The 21119-nt window shown below is 40.8% G+C and carries 19 protein-coding genes and 1 other RNA gene; 12 read left to right on the forward strand and 8 right to left on the reverse strand.

The features are described 5' to 3' along the window. From RG47T_RS13770 to RG47T_RS13780, 3 genes are read left to right on the forward strand one after another with little or no spacing between them, the layout of a single operon-like run. Complete coding sequence (locus tag RG47T_RS13770; RefSeq protein ID WP_074490007.1) at window positions 1–381, forward strand: response regulator; 381 nt, start codon at window positions 1–3, stop codon at window positions 379–381. A gap of 4 nt (window positions 382–385) precedes the next feature. Continuing rightward, complete coding sequence (locus tag RG47T_RS13775; RefSeq protein WP_074490008.1) at window positions 386–1204, forward strand: CheR family methyltransferase; 819 nt, start codon at window positions 386–388, stop codon at window positions 1202–1204. Beyond that, entirely contained in the window at window positions 1186–1767 is a 582-nt protein-coding gene (locus RG47T_RS13780) for a chemotaxis protein CheB (RefSeq protein ID WP_074490009.1), read from the forward strand. The genes RG47T_RS13775 and RG47T_RS13780 overlap by 19 nt, the downstream gene beginning before the upstream one ends. Here RG47T_RS13780 and RG47T_RS13785 read toward each other — a convergent pair. Continuing rightward, a complete protein-coding gene (locus tag RG47T_RS13785) occupies window positions 1723–2280 on the reverse strand; it encodes a DinB family protein (RefSeq protein ID WP_074490010.1) in 558 nt (185 codons plus the stop codon). The two genes, RG47T_RS13780 and RG47T_RS13785, sit on opposite strands and share 45 nt — an antisense overlap. A gap of 108 nt (window positions 2281–2388) precedes the next feature. On the opposite strand from RG47T_RS13785, the gene RG47T_RS13790 reads away from it, so the two are divergent. From RG47T_RS13790 to RG47T_RS13800, 3 genes are all read left to right on the forward strand, one after another. Continuing rightward, window positions 2389–3930 (forward strand): L,D-transpeptidase family protein, encoded by a 1542-nt coding sequence (locus RG47T_RS13790; RefSeq protein ID WP_074490011.1) that lies wholly within the window; start codon window positions 2389–2391, stop codon window positions 3928–3930. A 158-nt stretch (window positions 3931–4088) separates the two neighbouring features. Then, window positions 4089–4364 carry an ArsR/SmtB family transcription factor gene (locus tag RG47T_RS13795; RefSeq protein WP_074493434.1) on the forward strand — a complete coding sequence of 92 codons (276 nt, stop codon included), beginning with the start codon at window positions 4089–4091 and terminating at the stop codon, window positions 4362–4364. Between the two features lie 121 nt (window positions 4365–4485). Then, on the forward strand, window positions 4486–5238 hold the full coding sequence (locus RG47T_RS13800; RefSeq protein ID WP_074490012.1) for a glucose 1-dehydrogenase: 753 nt from the start codon (window positions 4486–4488) through the stop codon (window positions 5236–5238). A gap of 212 nt (window positions 5239–5450) precedes the next feature. On the opposite strand, the gene RG47T_RS13805 is transcribed toward RG47T_RS13800, so the two are convergent. From RG47T_RS13805 to RG47T_RS13820, 4 genes are all read right to left on the reverse strand, one after another. Further along, a complete protein-coding gene (locus RG47T_RS13805) occupies window positions 5451–6254 on the reverse strand; it encodes a murein L,D-transpeptidase catalytic domain family protein (RefSeq protein WP_074490013.1) in 804 nt (267 codons plus the stop codon). A 171-nt stretch (window positions 6255–6425) separates the two neighbouring features. Further along, window positions 6426–7004, reverse strand: coding sequence for a nitroreductase family protein (locus RG47T_RS13810; RefSeq protein ID WP_074490014.1), 579 nt, complete (start codon window positions 7002–7004; stop codon window positions 6426–6428). 64 nt (window positions 7005–7068) lie between these two features. Beyond that, window positions 7069–7800: a peroxiredoxin family protein gene (locus tag RG47T_RS13815; RefSeq protein ID WP_074490015.1), complete on the reverse strand. Its 732-nt coding sequence runs from the start codon at window positions 7798–7800 to the stop codon at window positions 7069–7071. A gap of 46 nt (window positions 7801–7846) precedes the next feature. Further along, window positions 7847–10279, reverse strand: coding sequence for an alpha-ketoacid dehydrogenase subunit alpha/beta (locus tag RG47T_RS13820; RefSeq protein ID WP_074490016.1), 2433 nt, complete (start codon window positions 10277–10279; stop codon window positions 7847–7849). Window positions 10280–10414: 135 nt separating this feature from the next. Between RG47T_RS13820 and RG47T_RS13825 the strand changes: the two genes are divergently transcribed. From RG47T_RS13825 to ssrA, 3 genes are all read left to right on the forward strand, one after another. Continuing rightward, window positions 10415–10816, forward strand: coding sequence for a DUF1573 domain-containing protein (locus RG47T_RS13825; RefSeq protein WP_074490017.1), 402 nt, complete (start codon window positions 10415–10417; stop codon window positions 10814–10816). Window positions 10817–10912: 96 nt separating this feature from the next. Next, a complete protein-coding gene (locus RG47T_RS13830) occupies window positions 10913–12109 on the forward strand; it encodes a pyridoxal phosphate-dependent aminotransferase (RefSeq protein WP_074490018.1) in 1197 nt (398 codons plus the stop codon). A 125-nt stretch (window positions 12110–12234) separates the two neighbouring features. Beyond that, window positions 12235–12602: a transfer-messenger RNA gene (gene ssrA / locus RG47T_RS13835) on the forward strand. Between the two features lie 400 nt (window positions 12603–13002). On the opposite strand, the gene RG47T_RS13840 is transcribed toward ssrA, so the two are convergent. Next, window positions 13003–13458, reverse strand: a complete 456-nt coding sequence (locus tag RG47T_RS13840; protein ID WP_074490019.1) for a DUF1905 domain-containing protein — start codon at window positions 13456–13458, stop codon at window positions 13003–13005. 8 nt (window positions 13459–13466) lie between these two features. After that, window positions 13467–14129: a DUF2461 domain-containing protein gene (locus RG47T_RS13845; RefSeq protein WP_074490020.1), complete on the reverse strand. Its 663-nt coding sequence runs from the start codon at window positions 14127–14129 to the stop codon at window positions 13467–13469. A 719-nt stretch (window positions 14130–14848) separates the two neighbouring features. On the opposite strand from RG47T_RS13845, the gene RG47T_RS13850 reads away from it, so the two are divergent. From RG47T_RS13850 to RG47T_RS13860, 3 genes are all read left to right on the forward strand, one after another. Continuing rightward, a complete protein-coding gene (locus RG47T_RS13850; RefSeq protein WP_262493265.1) occupies window positions 14849–15061 on the forward strand; it encodes an ORF6N domain-containing protein in 213 nt (70 codons plus the stop codon). 28 nt (window positions 15062–15089) lie between these two features. After that, the gene (locus tag RG47T_RS13855; RefSeq protein WP_074490022.1) at window positions 15090–17717 is read left to right on the forward strand and encodes an outer membrane beta-barrel protein; all 2628 of its coding nucleotides are present in this window, start codon (window positions 15090–15092) and stop codon (window positions 17715–17717) included. A gap of 323 nt (window positions 17718–18040) precedes the next feature. Further along, window positions 18041–18535: a hypothetical protein gene (locus tag RG47T_RS13860; protein WP_074490023.1), complete on the forward strand. Its 495-nt coding sequence runs from the start codon at window positions 18041–18043 to the stop codon at window positions 18533–18535. A 407-nt stretch (window positions 18536–18942) separates the two neighbouring features. Here RG47T_RS13860 and RG47T_RS13865 read toward each other — a convergent pair whose 3' ends face one another. Continuing rightward, a complete protein-coding gene (locus tag RG47T_RS13865) occupies window positions 18943–20490 on the reverse strand; it encodes a carbon-nitrogen hydrolase family protein (RefSeq protein ID WP_074493436.1) in 1548 nt (515 codons plus the stop codon). Window positions 20491–21119: the final 629 nt, after the last annotated feature.

Raw genomic sequence — 21119 nt, forward strand, 5'->3', positions numbered from 1 at the left:
ATGACCACTACTCCCAATGCCAAAAAAGTACTGATTGTGGATGACGATACCCGCAATATTTTTGCGTTGAGCCTCACTTTACGATCAAAAGGCTATGCCTGCCTGTCATCAACCGATGCCGTAAAAGCTATTGATATGATACAACAAGATGATAGCATTGGTGTTGTATTGATGGATATGATGATGCCCGAAATGGATGGATATGAAGCGCTGGGCCGCATACGCGGTAATAAACAAATACAGGATATACCTGTATTTGCCGTAACGGCCCAGGCTATGCCCGGCGACAGGGAGAAATGCCTGGAAGCAGGTGCTAATGCCTACATATCCAAACCAGTTAATGTGGATTTGTTGATTGATTTGCTAAACACTTACTTATAATTAAATGGATACCCCCGTCGGTGAACAGGAAATAAAACTATTACTAAACGATTTGATCGAGCTGTATGGCTATGACTTTACAGACTATGCTAAAGCTTCGTTAAAAAGAAGGATAAACCGCCTGTTTACACTCGATCGCTTTCCGAGCTTTGCAGAATTTAGATACCGCCTGTGTAACGATGCTGATTATGCTAAACGCTTTGTAGAACAGCTTACAGTTAATGTAACCGAAATGTTCCGCGACCCTAAATTTTATCAAAACCTGCGCGAGCATGTTTTGCCTGTGCTAGCTACCTACCCTTTTATCAGGATCTGGCATGCGGGATGTTCTACAGGTGAAGAAGTTTTTTCGATGGCTATTTTACTTAAAGAAGCCAATTTACTGCATAAGTCACTGTTATATGCTACAGACCTTAACTCGCAAGTTTTACAAAAGGCCACCACCGGGATATTCCCCATGAGCCAGATGAAACAGTACTCAGAAAACTACATTGCAGCAGGTGGGAAAGAGGATTTTTCCCGTTATTATACGGCCAGTTATAATGTAGTTAAGTTTGATGAGGAGCTGAGCCAAAGGATGGTTTTTTCGACACATAATTTAGTATCAGAAAGCTCTTTTAATCAGTTTCAACTCATTATGTGTAGAAATGTACTTATTTATTTCGAAAAAGAGCTTCAAGGCAGGGTTTTTGCGCTTTTTGATGATAGCCTGGAAAACTTAGGATTTTTGGCACTTGGCAGTAAAGAAACATTAAAACTGTCACCCATTATTTCTAAATACCGGCAGGAAGGTAAAGAAAAAATATGGCGCAAAATTCACTAACTGATTTTCAAAAAAAAATTGTTGTTATTGGTGGCTCTGCTGGGAGTTTGCAAGTTATACTGCATATTTTAACCTACCTGCGCCCCGATTTAAACATCCCAGTTGTTATTATTTTGCACCGTAAAAACGACTCGGATTCGAGCCTGAGCCAGTTAATGGGCTTACGTACAAGCCTGCCCGTAAAAGAGGCCGATGATAAAGAAGCCATACTACCGGGCCATATATACCTTGCCCCTGCCGATTATCATTTATTGATAGAAACAGACGGCTATTTTTCTTTAGACGACTCTGAAAAAATAAACTTTTCACGCCCCAGTATCGACGTTACCTTCCAAACCGCAGCCGAAGCGTATGGGGCAGGTGTAACCGGTATCCTGCTGTCGGGCGCAAATGCCGATGGTGTAGAAGGCTTGGAAATTATTAAATCACTTAAAGGAATAATTGCCGTGCAAGACCCTAAAACAGCCCAGGTACCTTATATGCCCCAACATGCTGTTGATAGCTTGCCTGTAGACCATTTACTTACCATTGAGCAGATCCCCGGTTTTATTAACCGGCTCTAACCTGCCCGCTTTTAAAACTGTTACAGTAACTAACAATTGCCCTGTATGCCGCATGGTATGCTCTGCCACATGCACCAGCAGACCCATTACTGTTGATGGTAAATTTTTACGGCCTACGCCCCTGTATTGCGTCAAAATACTTTCATCAATGCGGCTTAACTGCCGTAACGATAGTTGAACCGCCAAGGCAAATGTGTTCACTAATTGACCGGATGTAACACTTTCTTCAAACTTACCCTCTTCTGCCAGATACTCGAGCTGTGCCGGGCTTAATTGTTTATTGTTGGCATAAGTAAACAACCTATCGAGCACGCCGGCCATGTGCTGTAAATGAAAAGCAGGCGATGCCATACCGGCTACCCTTTTCCACAATAATTCTTCTGGAAAGTTCTGCATTAAAGTCTCTATTTCTTCGCTGGCCTGCATTAAGGCGTGCGCTACAGGTTGTAATAATTCGGTTATATCATCCAGTGGTCCGCGTAACCATACTTCGGGCAAATTTTCTGCGCTCATGGTTCAAATTTAACAATGCTGGCTTATCATTTTCAACATAAAAATAACCTGCTTAAAACTTTATGGTATTATGATTGCTATAGTTGGCACATACAACTAATTTAATAAATGGAACATATTACTCATAAACTAAAAAAAGCGCCCGTTAGCTTATTACTAATGGTGTGCGCTTTACTCTTGCTAACCGTAGAAAGCTGTAAAAAGAAGCGTTCTGACATGGCAAATGCGCTTTACAAAATTACGCCCAACAAAGCGTTCAAAAACATTACCCCCGAAGGCCTTACTCCCGTGTTTCAAAAAGTACTGGCCGATGAAAAGAAAAACCTCACCAATCCGCAACAGATTGCAGCTTTTTACGCACAGAATGAATATGATCCAATTTATGTGATGGATCATTTAGGTAACAATGACCTAAAATCTTTTAACACGTATTTACAAAAAGCAGGCGAGCACGGCCTCGATCCAAAAATATTTAATGCCCAGGCTTATAACGCCCTGTTGAATAAGTTTTACGACAAAACCGCTATTAAAACTACTGATGAAGCCTACCACGATATGGCCGAGCTGGAGGTGATGACGGCTAATGTACTCATCAATTATTCAAACGCGTTACAATTTGGTTTAATTAGTCCGCGCCGTATTTATGCACGTTATTTCACTAAAACTTTGCGCCCCGATAGTAACTCGGTTAATCAGGTTTTGGGCATAAAAAATATCAAGACTTACCTGGATAGCATTCAGCCTAAAAACCCGCAATATATAGCTTTACAAAAAGCATTAGCCGCCGGTAATACCGCACCAGGATTAACCAAAGAAGAAACAGACCGTATTATTAAAGTGAATCTGGAACGCCTGCGCTGGAAAAATAAACCATCGGAAGACAAATATGTGGTTGTAAACATCCCCGATTTCCGTTTGGATGTAATGGAAGGTGGAAAATCATCCCTCAATATGAAAGTTTGCGTAGGCGAAGGCCGTAATAAGGATTATACCAATAACCTGGTTGAGTATGATGACAGCGACAAAACAGATCGTCCATTCTCGCGCGAAACACCGCAGTTAAACAGCCTGATCTACGAAGCACAGGTAAACCCGATCTGGAATATCCCTCAAAGCATTGTAAATAAAGAAATTGTAAAGCATGCCGGAGACGATCCATATTACCTGGATAACAACAATATAGAAGTTTACCAGAATGGCAAAAAACTGGAAGACACCGAGAATATTAAATGGGGTTCTGAAGATCTCACCAAATACGAGTTTAAACAAAAACCGGGCGATGATAACTCGTTGGGTAAGATTAAATTCTTGTTCCCTAATAAAAGCAGTGTTTATTTGCATGATACACCAGCAAAAGCTGCATTCGGCCTAAAAATGCGTGCGGTAAGCCATGGCTGCGTGCGTTTGGAAAAACCGCTTGATTTGGCACACAGCCTGTTTGGTGATGGTGACAAATACGAAATGATTAAGCAATTTATGAGCGAAGACAACCCGAAACCTACAGATGTTGCCTTACCTAAAAAAGTACCGGTATACATTACCTACGTTACCTGCTGGGCCGACGAAACCGGCACCCTACAGTACCGCCCGGATGTATATGGTTTAGATATTGTGCTTTTTGCACACATGCAGAAATTTCTGGGAATTTAAAATATCAATGGCGGTGGCCTGCCCACCTTACGCAGCATGCGACATCCGTTAAATTGAAAAGGCCTCATATCCTATCGGATATGAGGCCTTTTTATAATCCCTTACACCTAAAACTCAACATAAAAATACTTATTGATATATTTGCATTTATAAATACAATGGATATCAAACAATTTGAACGGATTTCAAAGGCACTGGGCGACCCGCATCGCATCAGGATTATGCAGCAAGTGGGCAAATCGCCCGGTTGCATGCAGTGTGCCGATATTGTAGAGATGATTGATTTGACACAATCTGCCATATCTCACCACATCAAACAACTAACTGAATCGGGCCTTTTGATTGCCGAAAAACAGGGGCGAAATATTAAATATGCCGTCGACAAAGATGTTGTTGATACTTACACAAAATTTTTGCAACAATTAAAAGGTTAAAAAAAATTACATTAATACATCAAAGTATTTGAATGTATTAATGTAATTTTACTTCAGTTTTATTGATGTACGCAATAGAACGATCAAATACATTCAAACATTTAAATAATTAGATTTTAAAATGGACTTAAATTTAAAAGGGAAAGTAGCCGTAGTAACGGGCGCTTCTAAAGGTATAGGCGCAGGTATTGCCAAAGCATTAGCCGCCGAAGGTGTAAGTGTTATTGTAAACTATGCAAGCAGCCAGGCTGATGCTGATAACGTAGTTACAGCCATTACCAATGCTGGTGGTAAAGCAACTGCAGTAAAAGCCAGTGTAGATAACGCTGCCGAAGTAGCACAACTATTTGCAACCGCCGGCCAAACCTATGGCAAGGTTGATATTGTTGTAAATAATGCAGGTGTTTATCAATTTGCACCTATAGAGGGTGTAACAGAAGATGAGTTTCACCGCCAGTTTAATATCAACGTATTAGGCCCAATCCTTACCACTCAGGAAGCCTTGAAATACATCCCGGCAACAGGTGGCAGCATTATTAACATCAGCTCTGTAGCCAGTACTGCACGTACGCATAGTGCCAGTGTTTATTCGGCCACAAAAGGAGCTTTAGATACCCTGACAAGAGTATTGGCTGTAGAATTAGGCCCTAAAAACATCAGGGTAAATGTTGTTGCGCCGGGGCCTGTAGAAACAGAAGGTTTTGTAACAGCCGGTGTAAAAGGCAGCGAAATGGAAGCCAGCTTTATTGCAACCACCCCGCTCGGCCGCGTTGGCCAGCCATTGGATATTGCCAAAGTAGTTACCTTCCTGGCATCTGATGCTTCCGGATGGATCACTGCCGAAAGACTTGTCGCTTCTGGTGGGTTAATTTAATATTATTGGCATTGAGTTAATAGTGGCAATGCCGCTAACTTGTACAACCGAGACACGTTATCATTCTGAACATCGTGAAGAATCTTCTTCGATTGGTTACAGTGTGCATATTTCAGAAGATCCTTCAAGTAACCAGAACGCCAGCAAGTCACAAAAAACAAAAGCCTCCCGATGTACCGGGAGGCTTTGTATTTTATTTAGTGTTAGTAAACTTATAATCTTGCACTTAAAACAGGGCGCGACGCAGTATCGGGAACAGCAAAGCTCGCGGCCAGATTAGTATTCAAATATTTTGAATTATATTTAGTATCCGGGCCATTGATAAAAATCATCGTTTTTCCCTTCAAAGTACCTATCACCTGGTTAATTACATCGGGCGATACAGCAGGGCAACCAAAACTGCGGCCTATACGGCCTAATTGGTTTATAGTACCCTGGCATACATAATCTGCAGCATGTAATACAATGGCACGTTCGCGGGCCTTGTCGTTAAAGCCGTTATCCATACCATCCAATCTTAATGAGCGGCCATGTTTACCTACGTAAATATCATCTGTAACGTAAAAGCCTAAGCTGCTTTGATGCGATTCTTCGTTGTTAGAGAAATGATCGGCCAAATCATTGCCACTACCCTGCCCGTGCGCTACCCATGTGTTTAACAGCAATAGTTTACTTTGCAGGTCAACTATCCACAACCGTTTTTCGTGGCTGGGTTTGTTAAAATCGACAACAGTTAAAATATTACTGCTAAAAGGCAGTTTGTGCGCCAGTTTAAGATTATAAAAACCTGTAATTGCCTTTTGAAAAGTACCCAGATCAAGGCCCGAATTTTGCAATCCGGCGGCTTTGTAAACATCAGATACCATATTGTCAAAACGCACTTCACTTGTTAAGGAAGCAGTTTTCGTGGTATTATTGGCATTAACTGTGCTACTATCAACTGCGGCTTTAAAGCTTACAGTAATTATCATACACAATACCAGAACGCTAGTTATCCACCAAAATGTTTTCTTCATTTTTTGCTTTTTGAGTAAATCAATAAGTTTAAATTAGAACAGGCTTATCAGGTTTATTATTGTAGAGGTATGATACAAATATACCTTTTTACATATAATCCACCGTCACGGCAGTCTCATTAATATCCTAAAGTTAAATAATTATTTCAAAAAGAAAAAACTAAAGGGTAATTATACCCAGGTTATCTTTTCTTCCAAAGGCACTTTACGTTTACCCTCAGGCTGGTCGTCGGTATATCCTAAATAAAGCACGCCAATTACCTGGTCAAGCTCGCCTAAATTTAAAAACTCTTTCATAGCCGGTTTTAAAGCCATACCACCGGTGCTCCAAAAACAACCAATGTTTAATGCAGCAGCACCTAACAATAAGTTTTGTACCGAAGCACCTACGGCAACAATCTCTTCCCAAACCGGGATCTTAGTCAATTCGTTGCGGTGCATATAAGTAACTACCACGTGCGATGCCTTGTTACCTGTATTCTGGAAACCGGTATAAGTAGCTTCAGAAAAGTTTTCGGCCGGGGTAATTGCCTTGTATATTTCGGCATGCTTCAAACAAAAATCAGCCGGATTTTCGTAAACGATAAAGCGCCATGGCTCTGTTAATGCATGTGTAGGTGCCCAATCTGCCAGCTCCAATAATGCAGCAACATTTCCGTTAGGGATTTTGTTGCCATTCATGGTTGCCGGTTTAATGGTGCGGCGTTTTTTAATAGTTTCGGCTACGGCCGTAAAAGTAGTAGAATCCATATGTCGTTTATCGGCATTTTAATGCCCGGAGCAAAAATAAGATAATTCTGTTAGCCTGCCCTGCTTATTGAAAAAGTACGGCTTTGATTGTGCTTTTTAACATGGGTAGTGTAAGCGGGCCACTCCCTGTTACAGCATATCTAATGATTCGGCTTTTATCGGCAACAACAAAAGTGGGGTAATTATTCAATTGGTAAGCGTTCATAATAGATAGGCCATTGCTCAACAATTGCGCGTACAATAGTGGTTTTTCTTTAAGCTTGGCATCTGCTGCTTTTTGATCATCGGGTGTTATTGCCAATATCACCAAATCTTCCGGATTATGAATCTGCTTCAAAAATTCGTTCAAACTGGCAAAGCTCTCGGTACAAGGCGGACATTCGGCCGACCAGAATATGAGCACAATAACTTTATTTTCTAATTCGGCAGGTTTAATGGTGGGTGTTAAAGGCGTAATACTAAGCTGCATATTTTCTTGTAGCAGAGGACTTTTTACAACCATGAACTTTTTAACAGTTTCGTAGCGTGAATTTCTTTCCTGGTCGGTAAGCTTTTTTAGCGTGCTTTTAGTAGCCGGATCGGCAGGCGATCCATTGTAGGTAATTGTGTAATCGCCTGTGTTAATTAATTTTTCATACTGATAATAACGCAGGGCTTTCCCCTGTTCATTGTAAACAAGTTTATTGGTATCTAATCTAACCCTTAAAGATGATTGTTGAGTTAGATGCTTAGTTGTATCCTGGCCGCTGGCCTTAATTGTTACAAGACAGATGAGCGCTAAAAGGAATTGCTTCATAAGGTTTAATTATGAAGCAATTTACAATATTTAAGTTATTACAATGTTAATAAATCGGCGGATATTTACCCGGATTAGCCTCACTCATCATGGCGTAAGCAGCCTCAATCACATCATCAACAGATGGCTTGCTAAAGTAATCTCCGTCTGACCCATAAGGCGGGCGATGCTCCTTGGCACAAAGGGTTTTAGGCTGGGCATCCAGTTGATAATAGCCGCCCTGCATTTCCAACACCTTCTGTAGTATATAGGCCGACCCTCCACCCGGGATATCCTCGTCAATAACCAAAAGCTTGTTGGTTTTCTTTAACGAAGCCAAGCTCAGCTTATCGGTATCAAAAGGATAAAGCGTTTGCGGGTCTATCACTTCTATATTAACACCCAATTTCTCCAGTTCTTCTACAGCCTCAATCACCACACGTAATGTTGAGCCATAAGAAATCACCGTAATATCGGTACCTTCTTTTATAATTTCGGCCTTGCCGAGTGGAACGGTAAACTCGCCAACATTGGCCGGCAGCTTTTCTTTCAGGCGATAACCATTCAGGCTTTCAATGACTAAAGCCGGCTCATCTCCCCTTAACAATGTATTGTACATGCCCGCCGCCTGGGTCATATCGCGCGGAACGCAAATGTGTAAACCACGCATGGAGTTTAATATTACGCCCAGTGGCGATCCGGAGTGCCAGATCCCTTCTAACCGGTGGCCACGCGTGCGCACAATAACAGGCGCTTTTTGGCCGCCGCTGGTGCGGTAGCTTAAAGATGCCAGGTCGTCGCTTAATACGGTCATGGCGTAAAGCAGGTAATCGAGGTATTGGATCTCGGCAATTGGGCGTAAACCACGCATGGCTAAACCCAGCCCCTGCCCTATAATAGTAGCTTCGCGAATACCGGTGTCGGTAATCCGCAGATCGCCGTATTTGCTTTGTAAACCGGCAAAGCCCTGATTAACATCGCCAATGTTACCTACATCTTCGCCAAAGGCAACAATGGTTTTATCACGGCCAAAATTGGCATCAAAACAAGCGTTTAGTACTTCGCGGCCATCTATTAAGCGGGCATCCTGCTCATATTGAGCAGGATTTACCGGTACCTTAAGCGGCGAATTTGCACTATTTGTAAACAGCTTAGAATTATACCGCTCGTTGTTTAGCTCATTATGCTGATTTAACCATTGAACAAGCGTTTTCTTCGCTTCAAAATTTTGTTTAATAGTAAGGCGAAGCGTTTTACGGATGGCGCTCACAATATCTTTTCGACCGGGATCTACGCATGAGCGCAATGCAATGGCGGCATCTTCCACATCATCCTGCGCGTTGGCTTCCTGCGCAACAGCATCTATTAATGATGCAGCTTCTTCCAGTTCAGTCTTAATTACATCAGCCAGTTCGTTCCATGCTTCGCGCTGGCATTCGCGCACGTGCACTTTGGCTTCGGCCTCAATTTTATCAAGCTCCTGCTCTGTGGTTATGGCCGATGCGATGATCCATTTGCGCATTTGCAAAAGGCAATCGTGCTCGGCTTCCCAGGCCAGTCTTTCTTTTGATTTATAACGTTCGTGCGAGCCGGAGGTAGAGTGGCCCTGCGGCTGGGTCATCTCGGTTACATGCACCAAAACAGGCACCTGCTCGCGGCGGCATACTTCAATGGCGCGGCTATAGGTTTCGCAAAGGGCAACATAATCCCACCCGCGCACTTTAAATATTTCGTAACCGTTAGTACCCTCTTCCCGCTGGAAACCTTTGAGCACTTCGGATATATCTTCTTTAGTGGTTTGCAGCCTGGCTGGTACAGAAATGGCGTAAGCATCGTCCCATACAGAGATAGCCATAGGCACCTGTAAAACGCCTGCTGCATTAAAGGTTTCCATAAACAAACCTTCGGATGTTGAGCCATTGCCTATGGTACCAAATGCTACTTCATTGCCATTAACAGAAAACTGTTTTTGATCGGCAAGTTCGGGGTTATTACGATACAGTTTTGAGGCATAAGCTAACCCTAATAACCTGGGCATGTGCCCGCCAGTGGTCGAAATATCAGACGAACAATTCATCGTTTCGGCCTGATTGGTAAAGTTACCATCTGCATCCAAATAGCGGGTTGCGTAGTGGCAATTCATTTGGCGGCCGCCAGATGCAGGGTCTTTATCCACATCGGGATTGGCATACAATTGCGCAAAAAACTCTTTCATGGTGCTCATGCCGGTTGCAAACATAAAAGTTTGATCTCGGTAGTAGCCTGCGCGCCAATCGCCGGCTTTAAAAGCCTTGGCCATAGCCAGTTGGGCTACCTCTTTACCGTCACCAAATATGCCAAACTTTGCCTTACCCGTAAGCACTTCGCGGCGGCCAAGCAATGCTGCCTGGCGGCTTTCAAAGCCAATACGGTAATCATTGATGACTATCTTTTTAAAGTCCTCAAAATTAAGTTCGGCAGAATCAAACCCGTTGGTAGTAAGTTGTGCGGTCTGAGGCATATTATATTTTGATTAGAAGTCAAAGTTATAAAATTGTATTTTGTTATTCTGTGCTTTTACAATTCTTTAAACCGTTTCGTGTAAAATTTTGGTTTCCGCTGAAACATTTTATATTTGTACAAAGTATACAAGGATATGAAAAAGTTAATGATATTATGCGCAGTAATCATAGGTTTTGCCTTTACTGCTTCAGCACAGACTGATAATAAAGCCGAGTTTAAATTTAACGAAGAAAAGCATGATTTCGGTAAAATACCTCAGGGTAAACCAGTTACTACCGAGTTTACTTTTACCAATATTGGCGAAGAGCCTCTAATTTTGGCCGACGTTAAACCAACATGTGGCTGCACCATTGCAGATTATACCAAAACACCTGTTAAAAAAGGCGACAAGGGCGTAATTAAGATCACTTACAATGCAGCTGTTGTAGCTCCTTTTAACAAAACTATTATTGTAACCTCTAACGCTAAAACACCACAAAAATATTTAAACATTGTGGGCGAAGTGGTTGCGGCACCGGCTGCCAGCAGCAGGTAATTTGCTTCTAACACAAAACATAAACGAAGAGCGGCGCAAAAAATTTGCGCCGCTCTTCGTTTATAGGGCAGCTATCTTTTTGTTAACTTTGCACCCATGCCGCAAATTTCGCACAAAGGTGAGCAAATGCCCGCCTCGCCTATACGTAAACTAACCCCCTTTGCCGACAATGCTAAACTGCAGGGTAAAAAGGTATTTCATTTAAATATCGGCCAGCCCGATATTGAAACCCCGCAAGGGATGCTGGACGCCATACATAACAGCACTTTTAAAGTATGGGCCTATACCCCATCTGAAGGCACATTATCGTACCGCCAAAAACTAACTGAATACTATAACAAACTGGGGTATAACATTACCCCGCAAAATATTATTGTAACCACAGGTGGCTCTGAAGCTATTACCATAGCCATGATGACCTGCCTTAACCCGGGCGATGAGGTAATTATACCCGAACCGTTTTACGCCAACTACAACGGCTTTGCCTGCCAGAGTGATATTGTAGTAAAACCAATTCTGTCTTACATCGAAAATGGTTTTGCCCTGCCCGAGATCAGCGAATTCGAGAAAGTGATCACTAATAAAACCAAGGCGATCATTATCTGCAATCCCAATAACCCTACTGGTTACCTATATTCTAAAGAAGAAATGGAAGCGCTAAAGGCTCTGTGCCTTAAATACGACTTGTTTTTATTCTCTGACGAAGCTTACCGCGAGTTTTGCTACGATGGCCGCGAGTTTATATCGCCCATGCACCTGGATGGTTTGGACGAAAACGTTTTGGTAATGGATACCGTAAGCAAGCGCTACAGCGCGTGTGGTGCCCGCCTTGGCTGCCTGATTACTAAAAACGAAGCAGTAATTAAAACCGGGTTAAAGTTTGCCCAAGCCCGCCTAAGCGCCGGGATGCTGGAGCAAATTGCCGGCGAAGCTGCGGTTGATACACCAGATATCTATTTTGAGGCTGTAAATAAAGAATATACCCACCGCCGAGATGTACTGGTGAAAGCATTAAACGGCATGGATGGCGTTTATTGCCCCAACCCTGGTGGTGCATTTTACGTGGTAGCTAAATTCCCGATTGACAATGCCGATAAGTTTTGCCAATGGATGTTGGAAGAATTTAGTTACAATAACCAAACTGTAATGATGGCCCCTGCTACAGGTTTCTACAGTACCCCCGGTGCCGGAACCAACGAGGTAAGGATGGCATACGTTTTAAACAGTGATGACCTGCAAAGCGCAATGACATGCCTGGAAGAGGCCCTGAAGGTTTATCCGGGAAGAGTTTAGTCATTAGTGAAAACTATTGGCCTGCTAACTGGTTTAGTTTTTGTACATTTGTACCCACTAATCTAATCTGGTATTGTTAGTTATTCTAAATAACTAACAATCAATGACTGATGACTATAAGAAATGGGGTCGACCGGAATTGACAGGATGGAGATAAGTAAGTAAGCATGCAGCGCGTTGGGTGAATTAGCGCTTAAATCTGAACGCTCAAACTTTCAAATGGCGAAAACACTTACGCCTTAGCTGCTTAATTTAGAATTAACTAGCTTTTGTCCCACCGGTTTTCCGTTTCATCGGATCGGTATACGGGGCATCGAAAGATGAAACTGGCCTGCTTAATGGTGTGCATAGCAGGCGAGATAAAGCACCTAAGGAAGACGGTATAGGTGAGTAACTGACCTTCCCCTTCCCTACAACCAAACAGTACTAAGCACGTAGAAAGCTTACCTTATACCATGTTTGGACGAGGGTTCGAATCCCTCCGGCTCCACTGGGAGACAAAATTGTCTCCAAAAGTGAAAAAGCTACCTGGTTCAGGTGGCTTTTTCACTTTCAAAACCAGTTGTGGCACAATCGTGGCACTTTTGATTTTTGAAATAGGAAAAACAGTGTTTCCGCGGGTTTTAAGCACATAGTTCGGAACCCTCCGGCTCCACAACGCTGGACAAGTCAGATAATTCTGAATTTGTCCAGCGTTTTTTTTGCCCCTAACTTCTATTAAAAAATAAGATAGCACAGGCAGTTTCATTGAGCCGATTAGTTCGATGTTCTAATCCGTCAGAACCGATATTTTGGAGCTTCAACAATAAAACATGGCAGAAATTTCAGCAAGGCTGATGACCAGCATTTGATTGAAAAAGTAAGATAATTACCCGGATATTGCTTTTTAAATCCTATGATAGCTTTTTAATATGGGCGATAATTTTCTTTTCTTGGCTATCCTCGTCATATTGCGACAGGATATCTCTGATGACATGCTCCTGTTCATCATTTGGCAGTATGGTAAATTTCTTGTACACATCCGCATCTTTAAAACAATCCTTTACTTCGTTTTCATGAGTTAACCGGTTATCTGAAGTTTTGTACATCGTAACGACTACTTTGTCACCACCGCCTTTGCCAATTGCTTTGCGGATATCTCCGTTGATAGAGATACGCTTATCTTCTCCGGTTAGCGGTGCCAGATTTAAATCTTTAAATTCGTAGCCATCAATAGTGCCGGACACTTTCATAAAGCCCCACCTTCCACGAATCTCTTTCGTACCGGGAATTACCAGGTGATAGGTCCAGGCACCTTTACCAGGAATGTGCTGAAGTACCAATTTTTTATTTTTCAATATTTCTTTCATGGTTGTGGTTAAATAGTATTGATAAACTTAATAAGCTGCTGACATGCTTCAAAACTTTCCAGGATGGTTGAAAAACTATCTTTGCCGCAAAAGAATGAATCAGGATAATATTTCCTGACAAAAAAACCTTTCATTCTCAAAAAGTCTTTTGCCGGGCTATCCTTATCAAAACCTTTTGGTACTTTTTGCAGTATTTCCTGTGCAGTTATTCCTTCAGGAAATGTTTTGAGCAGCTTTTTGTCTTCAGCAATTTTCTTCCATGCCTCGAGATCATAATCAATTTCCTGGCGGATTTTTTTTAGCAGGTCAGGTTCAGGCTGAAACGCTCCGGCACCTATATAACATTCACCAGGATTTATTACTATGAAATATCCGGCTTGGCCGCTTTTTCTTCCGCCCTCATTTATAATGGAATAAAAATAAGTTTTGTAAGGTGATTTATCTTTTGCAAATCGCAGATCCCTATTTAAGCGGGGGATACAATCCCGGCCCTGCAAATCTGACTGAGCAATTGACTTATCGAATTTGGATATCGCGTCGATAAGATTTTGATTAAACAGTGTGAAATCGTCCAAAGTATTCTGATAGTCAATACGATGTTTGTCGAACCAATCTTTGTGGTTATTACCGGCGAGGCCGGTTAAGAAATCAAAACTTGATTTTTTAAGCATTGTAAATAGATCTGATAAAAAATATCCTGTCGCCCCTGTTTTTATGAACCGTTAAAGTATCGGTTTAGAATACTGCACAAGACAGCAGCATCTCCTTTCCAGATTAAATTAAGCTACTGCCCTAGCATTACAACAATAGTTAATCTATATTTTTTGTTTAACTTATTTAAAGAGATTCCTCGCAACTATTAACCTTCTAATTTTATAAGAAAGAGAATTACTTTCAGCGTCGATTGCATGAGCCTTAGGCTGACTGGCTTTCTTCGTTATAGCTGGCTAATAGCAATGCTGCCACTTACAGTAATTATCCCATTATACATGGTTAAAACACTTCGACTATTTCCGCCTGGGGCTTTATATTATTAAACAGGTAAAAGCTAGTTACTGATACGTAAATGCCGGCCGCGCCCATAACATACAGCCCTGAACTGTATAACCTTTTTCCTCTACCATCTGCTAAAGTTTGATTCTATAACCATTTTCAGGTAGCCGCTTTTTTAAAATCATGAAGCGCTATCAGGGCTCTCGGATATTTTTTTAACATCAATAGTTCGAAAATTTGCACATTAACCACCACTAAGTATCTTTCAAAGCAGATCAAAAATGCCTTAAATGTATCATTTAAGGCATTTTTTGTTTTCAGAAGTCACCAAAATCACCCAATAAATTGCATACTCCAGGTCATCACAGATGATTCAATATTAGGCAGCATATATAAAATCAGGGGCATAAAAATAATGTTTGATTTTGATCTTGCCTCGCTCTATGAAACTGAAAATAGAGCATTAAAACAAGCTGTAAAACGTAATATCTTATGCTTTCCAGATGATTTTATGTTTCAACTAACAAAAGCAGAATGGCAGGGAAAGGTTGTGGGACTAAGTCAGCAATTATTCCCCCCAATTAATTTAGAATTAAACTTTTATTTGTAGGTTTGATACGGCCAGACCGAAATCATAAATGTATTTAAGAAATTCATTCTTTTCTTTTTTCTTTTGTCTTGCATTTATATTTCCTTCAAAAGCACAAATCTTTTATGAGATAAAAGGTCAATTGATTGATACGGCAGGCAAAGCCTCAAAAGGTGAAGTAATAAACTTGGTCGACGGAAAAGACACATCCAGTAATCAAACCGACTCACATGGTTATTTCCATTTTAATCATGTTAAATCAACTAAATTTCATTTCGAGGTAAGGAAGATGCTTTATGGCGATGTCGGCTTTATCATTCAAGATACCGCTGGCAGGCATATTATAAAATTATCGCCGATAATTTTGAAAATGCATGCCAATATGCTTAAAGAGGTAATAATCAGGGCAAAGCCTATACCTGTCAAATATAAAAAAGATACCATTGAATTCGATGCCAGTGCATACCGGGTAAATAAAGGGGCGCGCTTACAAGCACTACTTAAAATGTTGCCGGGCTTAAAGATAAACGAGGAAGGGAATTTCGTATTTCAAAGTGAGATTGTCAATAAAATCAAGGTCAATGGGAAGGAGTTTTTTAGCGGAGATATTAACGCACTTGCCGCTCAGCTACCGGCCGAAATTTTTAATAAGATACAACTGATCGACGATTATGGGACATTGGGCAATTTTACAGGTATAAAAACAGGCGAAACCCAAAAAACCCTCAACATCACGACTAAAGACGGCATCAATTCCGGTTCTTTTGGCAACTTCTCCCTGAACGGCGGATCTGACGACCGGCGCGGTCTGTCCGGTAATGGCAATCTGTGGCGCGACATGCTGCAAACGTCTATAGGCGGAAATCTGAATCTTGCGGAGAATAGAGAAGGAATCAACACCGGTAGCAATGCAGTTTTATCTTACAGAAACCCCATAACCGAACATCTTAATCTGAGCACCGCCTTAAATTACAGTAAAATGCATAACAATTGGGGCATAACATCCAACAGTGAAATGGTTAATGACCAGGGTAACATTGATAATAGTCAGAACAGCTTAAATGATGAAACAGGTAAGAGTACCATATTGAAGGCAAATCTTGACTATCGTCCCGATCCGGATAATTTCGTCATCATATCGCCCGTGTTTCAATATCACGTGCGGAACATGACCAGCCAATTGGCTTCCCGTCAGCAAGGCTTGATCAATCAGGAACTTCGAAGTAATGATTTGATCACCTCCAATGACCGCAGTGAAGACATTTCCATACTTGCCGGACACAACTTTAAAAGACTTGGAATATTGATGGACATGTCTTTACAAATTAGTCAAAATAATAGCGGCTCACTGGAGAATAGAATAGATACGATTCACTACTTTGGCTCCCAAAAGATTGATTCCTTGTCAAATTTACAACTGTTAGCCACCAATAAGTCAACACGGATTAATTATAAACTCTCTGCCAGTAAATTACTCAGCGCCAATAGTAAATTAGACCTTGTTTATAGTTATTTGAAATGGGATCAAAATAGTTCTTTAGTAACAGAAAAGTCTGACCGGGGAGTGCCGACCGAAGTAGATTCGCTTAGCCAGGCTTACCAGTCTGTAATCGTTACCCAAAACTTAAATTTTAGTTATAACTATAACAGCGGCAAGCTAAGTGCCAGCGTAGGAGCTGTTCTGCAGCCCGGTTCGATTACTTTTTCACTTGATGACCAAATCGCAAAATCAAGAAATACCTATTTTAATATAGCCCCGCTCATGAAAGTTAACTATCTGTTTTCGGAAAGTTCTTCATTGGAAATTAAATCTTTCAGCGACATTATTTTTCCCACAACCGATCAGTTAAGGCCGGTAGCGGACGTTAGAAATCCCCAAAACACTGTCGTGGGCAATCCTGATTTAAAGCCTGCGGTTAATCAATCAATCAATGTCAAGTATAATTTCTTCAATCAAAAGCATAATCAGAATTTGTCGTTAAGAGCCGGTGCGACTTTGATTAAAAATCAGGTCGTCAGCAATATCCTTTTTATCAATGATACCTTGAATAACCTGAAACAAGTAACTCACTATCTTAACACCAACGGAACGTACAATATTTCCATAGGCTATAATTTTACTGCTCCACTTACAACCATTGGAAAACAGGCATTAAATCTCGATCTGGATGGTAACTCGGTGTTAAGAAAAAATATATTCTACTCCGAGGGTATTAAAAATCAGGGCCGGATAACGAATATCGATCAGTCGGTTCGAATCTGGATCAACCTAGCCAATCTTTCCCTAAGCAGTTCTGTCACCTATAATTATTATCACACGCTTTATAACCAAACGTCACAGATTGCTGGTAACGTGAATACCTTTCTCTATCGTTTAAGAAGCCAGGTGGAAATAGCAAAGAATTTCTCCCTGAATTGTGATGCCAGTAAACAGGTTATTTACGGCATTTCCTCCGCTGTCAATACAGATCATCTGATCATCAATGCAGGTCTGGCACAGCAATTTTTCAAAAACAGACTTACACTAAGTTTTCAGGTCAATGATTTATTTAACCAAGGAAATAATTTGCAGTACTATGCTGATAATAATACAACGACTGATGTTACCAGAAAAAGCATTACCCGTTTCGTACTTTTAACTTTAAGCACCACGTTAGAGAAATTTAGCAAAAGATAAAGATTTAATTGTTTTGGTGGTTTTAATCAGCGTGTTATCGCGTCGGGTACACGCGATCTTCACAAAGGGCAGTTCCGGATTTTTAGCTAAAATCCAGGCAACCTCATTTTAACGATAAGGCCGATCTTAAAAATGGCATAATGTATGGATAGTTGATCTGAGTTATCTGGAAACCATGTTATGAAAATGCTTAAAGCAATTGTTTACAGCGCAATTATTTAATTGAAATTTTACAAAAAATTATTTTCTGACATCTTGCTTTTCTAAATGATATAGTTAAATTTGATTATTCTAAATTAAATAATTAACCTAAAGTTATCAAAATGAAAAAAATCGCATTACTTTTTGCGTTCGTATCTCTGATTTGCCTTAGCTTCAAATCAAATGCCCAAATTACTGTTCCTGGTACTACTGATGTGATCCAAGCTGGTGGCCGCATCGGGGTTAATGAACGGGTTTACTCCTCAAATCGCCAATACTTTTTAACTTACCAAGATGACTCCAACCTTTGCCTTTATAAGGTCGGTATGTCACAGGCGTTATGGTCATCAGGCAGTGTTCACAGTGCGCCAATGTATGCGTTGTTCGATCAATACATGAACATCATAATTTATGCTGCCGGAGGTGAGATCTGGAGAACGAATGGTGGCGCTCAGGCAGCTATTCCTCCTGGTCCGGGCGGCCCTTATTTCTACTGGGTTGTACAGAATGACGGTAATTTTGTTGTTTATTATAATATCCCAGGCTTCCCGGCTGACTCTAAAAGCACAAATACGGCAGGTGGTGTGGTAACCAAGCATAATCACCAAATTCGATAACTATTTGTCTAAAACATTTAATGAAAAAAATAAACCCGGTTATTAAATGACCGGGTTTATTTTTTTCATTAAATTAATTTAAGGGTGGAGGTCAACCCTGTGGCATTCATAAAACAAACCGGAAACTAGGTAATGAAAACAATATTGCGATAAAAGCGACATAACTTTTGTTTCTGAGTGTTTGGTAGTACCTTATTGAATCAACGATCCAAATCCAAAGTGTTTCAAATTATTGAATAGATCTTTCGAAAGTGTAAGTATAGCTCACTTTATCGCAAAGCAGCCTGTTGGCGGCCAACCCGTTTTTTTTCAGTGTATGGATATAAATTAGGTCATCAAAGTGGTATTTTTATTAACTTTTAAAGCTTCTGTTATGAGCACAAATGTTGGTATGCTATGACTAAATACTATTTTTTGCTTTTATTGATAAGCTTATAAATGTCGAGCCTCCGATCTTTTAGATTCCTTACCGCCCCGAAACTATGCAGTTCCTTTAAGAGATCAACATCTACATCAGCAATAAGTGTTGTTTCGGTATTGGGGGTAGCTTCGGCCTTAATACCATTACTCGGAAAAGAAAAATCAGAAGGAGTAAAGACTGCAGACTGCGCATATTGAATATCCATATTATGAACTTTAGGTAAATTGCCTACACTACCTGCAATTGCCACATAACATTCATTTTCAATAGCCCTGGCTTGCGCACAGCTACGTACACGGGTATAACCATTTTGCGTATCTGTCATAAAGGGAACGAATAAGATCTGCATTCCTTCCTCGGCCAGTAAACGAGGTAGTTCCGGGAACTCGACATCATAACAAATTAAAATACCGATTTTGCCACAGTCTGTATCGTAGGTTGAAATGGTATCACCGCCAACCATGCCCCAGGCACTTTGCTCAGCCGGCGTCAGGTGTATCTTCCGGTACATCTCATAAGAGCCATCTCTGCGACACAGGTAACCTACATTCTGCAACACACCATCTTCCATAAACGGCATGCTCCCTGTTATGATATTGATGTTATAGCTAATTGCGTACTCCATAAACTTATCACGAAGCGGTATGGTAAAATTTGCAATCTCGCGCATGGCATCTGCACCACTCAGGTGGTTATAGGCTGTCATCAGGGGGGCGTTAAACAATTCTGGAAATAAAACAAAATCACTCTGATAATCACTGATCACATCTACGAAAAATTCAATTTGTTCGCAAAGAGACTCCATATTAGGGAAAGGCCTCATTTGCCATTGAACCAGTCCTAACCGGATAATGGATTTTTTGGAATTAATATGCGCAGCCTCTTCATTATAATAAATATTGTTCCATTCCAATAACGAAGCATATTCAAGCGACTGGGTATCGCCAGGCAAGTAGCCTTTTAAAATTTTGCGGACGTGAAAATCATTTGCCAGCTGAAAAGACAAAGTCGGATCATGTATTTCTTTACCCTTAACTTTTTCCAAATAGGCTTTTGGGGTCAGCTTATCTGCATAGTTTTTATACTTCGGAATACGTCCTCCTGCAATAATAGCCCGCAGGTTGTGCCTTTCGCATATCTCTTTACGTGCATCGTACAAGCGCCGCCCGATACGCATGCCCCGGAAATCCGGATGTACAAAAAAATCTATACCATAGAGTACATCACCTTTTTCATCATAAGTTGAAAAAGTGTAATTACCGGTAATTTGGGCATACGTATGTTTATCACCAAACTTTTCATAATCAACAATGAGGGAAAGGGCGCAACCAGCAATGTGTCCATTGACCAGGATGCAGATCTGCCCTTCCGGAAACAGCTCAACTAATTTGCTAATGTGGCTCTCGCCCCAAGTAGATGCTCCTTCCCATTCTGAATAAGCTTCTACCATCGATGCTTTCAGGCCCAGGTAATCATACTTGGTGAGGGTGCGCAGCTCAATTTTGAGGTCTTCGTTTTTTGTCTCTTTTTCCATTTTGTGTTTTGTCCGAAGGCTCATTGTTATACCTTGTCTACAAATAAAGGCTTTATAACGTTAAAAGTTTTATTGCCTTATTGAATTCATTTGCTTACACGTAACTATTTTACATCCTTATTGCTGCCTGCTGGCATAGATGCATGCTAATGACACACGTCCAGAAATCTATAAATCCCCCGATAGCAACGGGTATGGATGTTGCTCAGAAGCGGTGTTATTTGGCTTTTTGTTCCATCTGTTCGATGATCTTATAATTACGAGGATAATAAACAATGCAAAGTGCATAGCCATTCCGATATTAGTCTATTCTTTAATATACTGTGACTGAAGGCAGTAACAAACAATAATCGCGACTGCTTTTATATTAAGCATTTGGTTATCAATACAAATAGATACAATTTAATTAATCCTATAGATTTAGTAGAATTAATTGTAGCTTTGTCAAGGTTTGTTGCACAGATCAACACTAGGCATGTAATAATATTCTATTGAAAGCGGATAATGTGATCAATGTAATAACAATTAGTCACAAGAATTTATTAGGATGCTTAGTACTTATATAATTTATAATTGTGTTATCGAAATTTCCATACATGATTAGCAGCTTACAAACCGGATAATATATA

It is taken from the genome of Mucilaginibacter polytrichastri, assembly GCF_001911425.1.
GTDB classification, from domain to species: domain Bacteria; phylum Bacteroidota; class Bacteroidia; order Sphingobacteriales; family Sphingobacteriaceae; genus Mucilaginibacter; species Mucilaginibacter polytrichastri.